This window comes from Hyphomonas sp. UBA3601, from assembly GCF_002375605.1.
Lineage (GTDB): Bacteria > Pseudomonadota > Alphaproteobacteria > Caulobacterales > Hyphomonadaceae > Hyphomonas.
This window is the reverse complement of sequence record NZ_DFME01000038.1, coordinates 9,320-9,830: the sequence shown is the minus strand read 5'-3', so window position 1 is coordinate 9,830 and position 511 is coordinate 9,320. Positions and strand designations below refer to the sequence as shown.

1 pseudogene is annotated in these 511 nt (G+C 65.0%); it reads left to right on the top strand.

The features are described 5' to 3' along the window. Positions 1–511, top strand: a pseudogene (locus B4F73_RS04620) (oxygen-independent coproporphyrinogen III oxidase); the annotation flags it as partial.

Here is a 511-nt window from a genome sequence, read left to right as displayed (position 1 = left end):
TTGAACAGGCCGAGGCAGGCGCGCGCACGCTGGAACTGGCAGGCTACCAGGCCATTGGCCTTGATCATTTCGCTCGCGCCGACGACTCGCTCACTCAAGCCGCCCGCACGGGCGCGCTTCACCGCAATTTCCAGGGTTATACGGACGATCCATGCGATACGCTGGTCGGCATAGGCAGCACGGCAATCTCCCAGTTTTCGGGCGGTTACATCCAGAACTTCAAGGAGCGGACAGCATGGCGCGCAGCGATTGAAGCGGGTCGCCTACCGGTCGAGCGTGGTGTCGCGCTGACTGAGGATGACCGCCTGCGCGCCCGCGCCATCGAGACGCTGATGTGCCAGATGGAAGTGGACGTGGACGGGCTCTGCCGCGAAATGGGCGCTGCCCCCGACAGCCTCGCCGACGCGCTTGAAACCGCCCGCTTTCTCCAGTCCGCAGGCCTGTGCCGGATCGCCGGCAGCACTATCCAAGTACCACCAGACGCACGCCTTTTCCTGCGCACGGTCGCCCA